This is a genomic window from Massilia sp. PWRC2 (assembly GCF_049896725.1).
Lineage (GTDB): Bacteria > Pseudomonadota > Gammaproteobacteria > Burkholderiales > Burkholderiaceae_D > JAFCUW01.
Window position 1 is genome coordinate 1 of the sequence record NZ_JAFCUW010000022.1, and the last position, 7,975, is coordinate 7,975.

The 7,975-nt window shown below is 61.2% G+C and carries 7 protein-coding genes and 1 pseudogene; 5 read left to right on the forward strand and 3 right to left on the reverse strand.

The window, feature by feature from the left end; genetic code table 11:
* Positions 1 to 267 (forward strand): hypothetical protein (locus tag ACP7BZ_RS22575; protein ID WP_426117393.1); only part of this gene is annotated, 267 nt, incomplete at its 5' end.
* A 7-nt stretch (positions 268 to 274) separates the two neighbouring features.
* Here the strand turns inward: ACP7BZ_RS22575 and ACP7BZ_RS22580 are convergent.
* Together ACP7BZ_RS22580 and ACP7BZ_RS22585 are read right to left on the reverse strand one after the other, a co-directional pair.
* Complete coding sequence (locus ACP7BZ_RS22580; protein WP_426117395.1) at positions 275 to 1,732, reverse strand: DUF3482 domain-containing protein; 1,458 nt, start codon at positions 1,730 to 1,732, stop codon at positions 275 to 277.
* Positions 1,729 to 3,162, reverse strand: coding sequence for a DUF2868 domain-containing protein (locus ACP7BZ_RS22585; protein WP_426117397.1), 1,434 nt, complete (start codon positions 3,160 to 3,162; stop codon positions 1,729 to 1,731). Before ACP7BZ_RS22585 ends, ACP7BZ_RS22580 begins: the two co-directional genes overlap by 4 nt.
* 324 nt (positions 3,163 to 3,486) lie before the next feature.
* Here ACP7BZ_RS22585 and ACP7BZ_RS22590 point away from each other — a divergent pair, with 324 nt between their 5' ends.
* The 4 genes and pseudogenes from ACP7BZ_RS22590 to tnpC form a co-directional block, all read left to right on the forward strand.
* On the forward strand, positions 3,487 to 3,744 hold the full coding sequence (locus ACP7BZ_RS22590) for a hypothetical protein (RefSeq protein WP_426117399.1): 258 nt from the start codon (positions 3,487 to 3,489) through the stop codon (positions 3,742 to 3,744).
* A gap of 165 nt (positions 3,745 to 3,909) precedes the next feature.
* Entirely contained in the window at positions 3,910 to 4,203 is a 294-nt protein-coding gene (gene tnpA, locus ACP7BZ_RS22595; RefSeq protein ID WP_426117401.1) for an IS66 family insertion sequence element accessory protein TnpA, read from the forward strand.
* Positions 4,203 to 4,586, forward strand: coding sequence for an IS66 family insertion sequence element accessory protein TnpB (tnpB, locus tag ACP7BZ_RS22600; RefSeq protein ID WP_426117403.1), 384 nt, complete (start codon positions 4,203 to 4,205; stop codon positions 4,584 to 4,586). Before tnpA ends, tnpB begins: the two co-directional genes overlap by 1 nt.
* Positions 4,583 to 5,863 (forward strand): annotated as a pseudogene (gene tnpC / locus ACP7BZ_RS22605) (IS66 family transposase); the annotation flags it as partial. The gene tnpB and the pseudogene tnpC, both read left to right, overlap by 4 nt.
* A 115-nt stretch (positions 5,864 to 5,978) precedes the next feature.
* On the opposite strand, the gene ltrA reads toward tnpC, so the two are convergent.
* Positions 5,979 to 7,262, reverse strand: coding sequence for a group II intron reverse transcriptase/maturase (gene ltrA / locus ACP7BZ_RS22610; RefSeq protein ID WP_426117405.1), 1,284 nt, complete (start codon positions 7,260 to 7,262; stop codon positions 5,979 to 5,981).
* Positions 7,263 to 7,975 lie beyond the last annotated feature (713 nt).

Sequence of the window (7,975 nt, forward strand, 5' to 3'; positions counted from 1 at the left end):
CCGAAGTCACTGGCACTTTCATCAAACGCCCACACTTATCGACTGTTAATTGTTAAAGAACTTTATTCGGTACTGATTCTGCGCGGTGCGAAGCGTTGTGTTCGTTGCAGCAGAGAGGGAAGAGTATGCAGCGTTTCGCGTATTCCGTCAACCTCTATTTTGTTACCCTGTTTTTGCAAACAGCCCCAACTCCTTGTTTTTGTTAACCAATTTCTTGGGGAGGCAAACTATAGCAAAGCCACGGTTGACGACGCAAGGATTTTTTAAAAACAGTTCAGGCGGCCAATGACGCTGCCGCGGGATACAAGCGCGTCAGCAGCGCCGTGCCGATGCTGATCACCACATCGCCCAGGACATCAACCGCTTTGGCGTCCACGCGCACGGCGTCGAACGCGGCCGTCAGGTCCGCATGCTGCGCCGCGATGGCAGCTTCCACTTCGACTTGCCAAAACGGCGGCGCTTCGCTTTCGACAAAGTTGCCGCGGCCACGGCCGAAGTGGGCTACGGCGAGGTAGCGCAGCATCGCACTGACCAGCAGGGTGTGCAAGAAGTCTGGCGCAAATTCGACTGTCGGGTGATTGCGGTCGGTACTTGCATTAAAGCCCCATGCGGCGCCCGCAAACGTCAACGCACCCAGCACACTGCCTAACAGGGCGCCTGCCCCCAGCGTCAAGCCGCCGGCCATCAGATCGGCCGTCACCCCCGTTGCGGCGCCGGAGACAATGGCGCCGATCAGCCCTGCCTGGGCCTTGTCGACCGGGGCCCGCACGGCAAAATTGTGACGCACGCGGGCATTGATGGTCGTTGCCGCCTGCGGGTCGAGCTGGTGCAGGACCAGCAGATCGGCGGTCGACCTGGCCACTTGCGCATTTAGGCGCGTCAACAATACTGCCATGGCTTTTTCCTGACGCTGTTCGGCGCCCCTGCGCAGTCCGACCGCCTGCAGCGCCGTGCGCAGCAGTGATGTGCTTTCCTCTTGCACCGGCTCGCTATCGGCAATGGCGTCGGCCATCTGCACTGCGATCAGCTGCATCGCCTGGCGAAAACGTCGCAGGTTATTTGCATCCCAGGCAGCGAACAGGCGCGCGTAACCGGCTGCCTGGGCCGGGCCGATGGCGCGAGCGACCGCTTCGTAAAACACACGCTCGTGCACCCAGCAGCGGGCAAAGGCATCCAGCGGCAATACATCGCGCACAATCGCATGCCCGGCCAGGTGCTGTTTCCACAGCAGCTGCTCGTCCGCTTCGGCGCCACCGGGACGGGGCGGCCCCATTTGATTGAGCAGCACAATCACCGGCTTGCCCAGCCATTCGAGAATCTTCATTTCCGCGAGCAGATAGCCAGCATCGCGCGGATGCTCGGCGGAATTGACCAGGTACAGCACAACATCGGCGGCGTCCCTGGCGGTGCGCAGTGCATTCTGGCTCAGCCAGAAGGTGCGATCACGGTAGCGGTCGACCACTTCGCGCAAAAACCAGCCGATCGGATTTCCCGCCTGCGCCAGTCGCCGCAGCAAACGAACGGAGTCGCCGAAGCCAGGGGTGTCCCACAGGGACAGTGAGTCGCCCACAGCGGTGGTGATGAGCGTGTGCGATTCGGCGAACACCGTCACGTGAGCGGCGTCGCGCACTTCGCCGACATCCATGCCGACCAGCGTGCGCGCCAGCGTCGTCTTGCCATTATTGGTGTGCGAGACCAGTGCAAACTGGATGTGCACGGGTGCTTCGCTCATGCCGCCCCCTCGAGCACACGCGCTGACGGATCGAGCAGGTTGACTACCACCGGCGTGACCCGATAGTGCGTACAAAACTGCTGCCACAAGGCGATCCGTTCGGCAATGCGGGCTTTGCCGGCATCGGCGCCGAGGCGCTCGATCAGCGCCGATTCGTCGACCAGTACCTTGACGTGCGACGTGCTCGCCGTCAGGTGCGCGATAAAGGCGCCGTGATTTTCATTTTCGGGGGTGGCGGCCAGATTAAACAGCGCGGCCGTCATCGTCACCGCAGCAGCGCCGTCGGCCAATACTGTTTCTGGCTCGTCGCCATAAGCGCTGGAGGGACGCAACATGACGCTGGCGTTTTCTCCCAGCAGCACGGCGGCGACAGCGGCCAGACCGCGATCGCGCGCCTGATCGATGGTGAAACTGTAAGGCAGCACGCGCAGAACGCCGGCTGGCCCGCCCATCTTGGTCAACAGTTGACGGTAATATGGCTGTTCGAGGTCGATGGCAATGCGCGCCGCGCGACGCTGCGTCTGCCAGTGGGCGATGGCGGCGAGCAGCAGACGCGGCACGATCACCAGCAACAAGATGGTCGCCGCGTACAGCAACACCCAGCGCCGCCCCTCTGTCGCAAGGGCCGGATTGCTAAAGCGCAGCGCCTCGACATCAGCGACTGAAAATCCCTGCAATCCGACTAGCCACTGGGCCGGCGCGAACAGGGCCGACAGGACTGCGTGCACCTGAGCAGCGCCCAGGAAGGTGCTTTCCCAGCCTGCCACATACTGCGTCAACAAGCCGCGCGCCAGCAGGGAAAGCACGGCCCCGATGGCGAACATGACCGCCGCCAGATGCAGTGCACGGGCCAGTCGCGCTTGCGTCAGTTTGCTGCTGATGTTCGCCCACTCAGCCATGAAATCGATCAGCGCCGCCGACAGAACTGGCGCCAGCTTGCGCGGCAACGCCCGCTTGCCGACGGTGAGCCTTCGCAGCCACGGCGACGCGCCCTTGTGCGCTGCGCGTGGCATCAGCAGGAACGCCAGCAGGAACAGATACACCAGCAGATTCCAGCCGATAAGGGCGAGCAGCGGTGCCGACAGTAAATCGACGCGGTGCGGATCACCGATCCGGTCGACGCCAGCACCGATCAACAAAGCCAGCACGGGCAGGCCAACGTTCAGAGCTGGCCATAGATTGCCCCGTTGAATAAACGCCTTAAACGGTACCGAGCGTTCACTCAGGCGTTTGAGCAACAGGTCGGCGCGCTGCTGCAAAAAATGGTCCGGCGTGACGGCAGACCTGCTGTCGGCCGCCTGCCATTCGGCCAATTCGCGCGCGCTACGGCTTGCATAAAGACGATCGTCATCGCTAAAAATTTCTTTCTTGCGATCGCTCGTCTCAATCGCGCGCACCAGTACGACATCTCTGGCTACCTGTTCGTTCATGCCCACCTCGATTGGATAAATACAATGTTCAATCCCGGATTGTGCCGCAGTTCGGCGGCAGACGTCCTGTTGTAGCGAACGGTGCGACTGCGACCGGCGCAAGTCCCGCATATGCATGTCGTTGTAATAACCTTTTTCCAAGTTGAATTTTGCGCGACAACCGCTTTATCATCAACGCCACCCATCGCCAGAGGACACTATGCGCTTGAATAAAATGGTCATTGTTTGATCATCGCTGCTAATGGCGCCGGCATTCACGCAGGAAACTGACGTCTCCCCGCCGGAGCATGTGTTGGTGGTGGGCCAGCGTCCGGGCCCAGCCCTGTGGAAAGTCTCAAAAGACGATCAACTTCCCGATCCGGGCTGGCAAGCGGAGTTCACGTAAAAGATTGCATTTATGCAATCGCCAAAGACAACAGGCTCAAGCTGGCAGCGACCGGCTTCTCAATCGCTCTGGAAAATCCACGTGGCGCCTTAAAAGATTTTAAGAAGTCGGCATTCGACGACCTCGATTGCTTGACCAAGACCATTGATCGGCTGGAAACGGATCTCGATGGCATGCGCCTGCGCGCCAATGCCTAGGCAATCGGCGACGTCGCCAAAATGCGCACGCTCAGCTATCCCGACCAGGCCGAAGCTTGTCATGCAGCGGTGACACAGAGTGTGTGGATGTAAGCATCCAGCCCACCCATCTATGAATTCCTGAACGCTGCGGCCACACTACTTTCTTCAATTTCTTGGAGAAATATGGTGGCAAGTGTGGAGCAAATTAACGAGTGGCAGGAGTGCGTGGCACGGTGGCAGGCAAGCGGTCTATCCCAGCGCGCATTCGCTATGGAGAACGGTGTCTCTCAACGCCAGGTCAGCTACTGGGCGCGGCGGCTGGGTGAAGCGCAGTTGTCACCAGCATTTGTGCCTGTGCGTGTGACGCCTAGTGGCGCTTCCAGCGGTATCGTTCTGCGCAGCGAACGCGGCTGGACCGTGACCTTGCCGGTCGACGTGCCGGCCAACTGGTTGGCCGAGTTGATGCGGGCGCTGTGATGGATGTTTCGGCAGATAGCATTTGGCTTGCCACTGCGGCGGTGGACATGCGCACCGGCATTGACGGGCTGTCATTGCACGTGCAGCAGGCGCTGGGCCGTCCGCCCTGCGACGGAACGGCTTACGTGTTCGCCAACCGACGCCGCACGCGCTTAAAAGTGGTGTGCTGGGATGGCACCGGTGTCTGGATGTGCCCGCGCCGGCTGCACCGTGGCCAGTTCATTTGGCCCGCAGCCGACGAGGCAAGCTGGCAGGTCAGTGCCGAACAGTGGCAGTGGCTCATCGCTGGTGTGGACTGGCAGCGCCTACGCAGTGGCGCTTATGACGACGTAAACTGTTGCGCTTGTAAACGTGGGCCGGGACCGGTAAACTGCTGGGCATGAACCTGCTCGACGAACTTGCCCGCAACGACATCGCCCCAGCGCTGCTGGCGCAGGTGCAGGCACTGATCGAACAGCAGCAGGCCAAGCTGGCCGAGAACGACTTCAAGATCAAGGCGCTCACGTTCGAGCTGGCCTATTACAAGCGTGTGCGCTTCGGCAAGGCCAGCGAAGCACTGGTCGGCGAACAGCGCCTGCTATTCGACGAGACGGTCGATATGGACCTCGCAGCCATCGATGAGGAACTACGCAGCCAGGCATCGACCAAACCGCCACGCAAACGCGCCGGCCGCCAGCCGTTGCCGCCGGAATTGGAGCGCGTCGACCACCGCCATGAACCCGAGTCATGCCAGTGCTGCCAGTGCGGCGCCGACCTGGTCAAGATCGGCGAGGACGTCAGCGAGCAACTCGATGTGGAGCCGGCCCGCTTCTTCGTCCACCGCCACATCCGCCCGCAGTACGCCTGCCGCCCCTGCCAGACGGTGACGGCGGCGCCGATCCCGGCTGCCGTCATCGATGGCGGCATGGCCGCCGTGGGCCTGCTGGCCTGGATCGCCGCATGCAAATACCTCGACCACTTGCCGCTGTACCGGATCGAGCAGATCGTCACGCGCCAGGGCGTACCGCTGGCCCGTTCGACCCTGGCTGACTGGATCGGCCGCATCGGCGTGGCCCTGCAGCCGCTGGCGGACCGGCTGGCCGAACTATTAAGGCAACACGATTGCCTGCATGCCGATGAAACGCCGGTGCGCCAGCTCGATCCGGGCAGCGGCAAGACGCGCCACGCCTACCTATGGGCCTATCGATCCGGCGTGCATGACGACGGTCCGCCGATCGTCGTGTTTGATTACCAGACCAGCCGCGCCGGCGCCCACGCACGCGCGTTCCTGCACGGCTGGCGCGGCCACCTGATGGTGGACGACTACGCCGGCTACAAATCCATGTTCGTCGGAGGCCCCACTGAGTTGGCCTGCCTGGCCCACATCCGTCGTAAATTCTTCGACGTGCACGCCGCTGGCGGCAGCCCCGTCGCCGAGCAGGCCCTGCACCGCATCGCCAAGCTGTATGCGATCGAGCAGCAAGGCGCCGGACTGGACCCGCCGCAACGCATGCTATTACGCGAGCAACTGGCGCTGCCGGCGCTGGCCGAACTGCACGCCTGGCTGCTGGCGAACCAGCGAACCGTGGCGGCCGGCAGCGGCACCGCCAAGGCCATCGACCATGCGCTCAAGCGCTGGCCGGCGCTGCAGCGTTACGCCTCATCTGGCAGCCTGCCGATCGGTAGAGTAGAGATGTGGCGCGGTGGCGGCGGACTTTTGCCAACCGCTCCGTTTCCACATCCCCCTCGTCGAACCGGACGTGCGGATTTCCCGCATCCGGCTCTCTTCCGGTGCATCAAACCTTTGCATTCGAGCGGCCGCGTGCAGTTGTCAGCAGGCGTATCAGACCCAATTTCTCGTAGAGGTACTGGTCGGGATACTGGCGGTACCCCGTTCCCCGCTTGCCACTGCGCCGTCGCAGCCAGATTCGCAAACGCCGTGCCGTATAGTCATCGATATGGCGGTAAATCTTCCCTACCGGCCCTTGACTGAAATAGTTCGCCCAACCCCTCAGCATCGGATTTAATTCTTCGATCCGAGTCTCTGGCGTTGTCGCAAACCACCGGCTCGTCGTTTCGGCATGTATGTAATCTTTCAAGCGTCTGATGGCTTTCTTTGATGGTGCCGTGCCCCAGTAGCGTCGCCCTTCCCGGCCATAGAACTGTCCTACGGTGTAACCAAGGAAATCGAACCGTTCTTCAGGGAGCTGGACCAGACGAGTCTTTTTGTCGTTGACTGTCAGACCCAGCTTACACATCAAGTGTCGCATCGTTGCCATCGCTTCTCGTCCCATACCAGGTCGGCATAGGAGTACGAAGTCGTCCGCGTAGTTGACTACTTCAGCTTGTAGCCGCCGCGCATGTCCACCCTGGTACCACGCCAACATGAAACGACGGAAGTACAGGTTCGCCAACAGCGGGGAGATAACGCCTCCTTGCGGTGTACCGCGATTGGTGTCCCTTGCCACCGTCGTGCGAGTCTCCCCGCCCGTGTGGTCCCGTTCGACAACGGGGGTATCAAGCCACTGGCTTATGACCGCCAGCACGGTCCCATCGGCAATGCGCCGCGCAACACAGCGCAGCAAACGACCATGAGGGATCGTATTGAAGTAATCAGCGAGATCGGCATCCACCACTTCGCGCGCTCCCCTATCGGCGATGCCGTAGTGAATACGCCGCAGTGCCATCTTGGCGTCCATGCCTTCACGGAAACCATACTGCCACGGGAACAGGTCGCCATCGAAGATGGGATTGATCACGAGCAGAACGGCCATCTGCGCGACACGGTCGCGGACGGTCGGAATACCCAGCGGACGTTGTCCGCCATTTGCTTTAGGAATCCATACACGCAGCAGGGGCTCGCACCGATACGACTTGGTGAGTAACTCCTGCTTCAATCTTTGCAGCCAGCTCGCCAATCCATAGTCTTCAATGTCCGCGAAAGTCTCGCCGTCCACCCCGGCGGCGCCGCGATTGGCGCGGCAGCGTCGGTAGGCTTCGTATAAAACATCATCACGGCACACCTTGTCCCACAGGCTGTAGAACCGATAGGCTGCTTCGCTCTTGGCTTTCGTCTGCAACGCACTCTGCAAGGTCCGAACCGATTCAATCGGGGTTGATAGGCGTGCGCCAATCCCCGGGCTCTTCTTGCTTTGAACGTTCGCACCGGAACAGGGGGCCTTCGCTCCACCGGCGTTACCCAGCTTCATCACTACTACACCCCCATCCGCCATCCACGATGGCCGACTCCACCCCTCACGGGGTCGTCGTTGATCAACTGCCAATAGATCACCACCATGGACTTCCCTTGTTGCACGATTAATCCATACCATGCGTGCTGCCACCACTACCCCGGCGGACGCGGCACCTGCGTTTCACGCTCGCTTCGGCACCGCCGACGGCCTTCCTCGTTATTATGGCGAGTCGGCATCCACGACGACATTTCGAGGCCTGCTCAGTGTTCACTCACGTTGCGGCCCGCATGGCTCGCTGGCCCCCTAAAGAGGCCTTTTCAAGAAGTGCTTCAGTCCATTCGTTACCTCCTGAACCGCCCCTTGTGCTTCTGGCTGGAGCGCGAGTTAGCCAGGTCGGAATTCCACCGACTGATCAATCGTGCCTTAGCAAGGCACACACAACAACCCGGTCGAGAACGCCATCCGCCCCATCGCCATCGGCAAGAATAAGGCGAAGTCGGCGCTTATGCGAAGTCGACGTCACGTCGTGGATGTCAGCTCCGTGGTCGCGTCGCTCCGTAGCGACGATGCAACTTCGCATAATCACAGCCCTTGCAGGA

Bases quoted from the DNA above. Each gene is read 5' to 3' on its own strand.
- ACP7BZ_RS22580 (WP_426117395.1), bottom strand. From the start codon at position 1,732: ATGAGCGAAGCACCCGTGCACATCCAGTTTGCACTGGTCTCGCACACC.
- ACP7BZ_RS22585 (WP_426117397.1), bottom strand. From the start codon at position 3,162: ATGAACGAACAGGTAGCCAGAGATGTCGTACTGGTGCGCGCGATTGAG.
- tnpA (WP_426117401.1), top strand. From the start codon at position 3,910: ATGGTGGCAAGTGTGGAGCAAATTAACGAGTGGCAGGAGTGCGTGGCA.
- tnpB (WP_426117403.1), top strand. From the start codon at position 4,203: ATGGATGTTTCGGCAGATAGCATTTGGCTTGCCACTGCGGCGGTGGAC.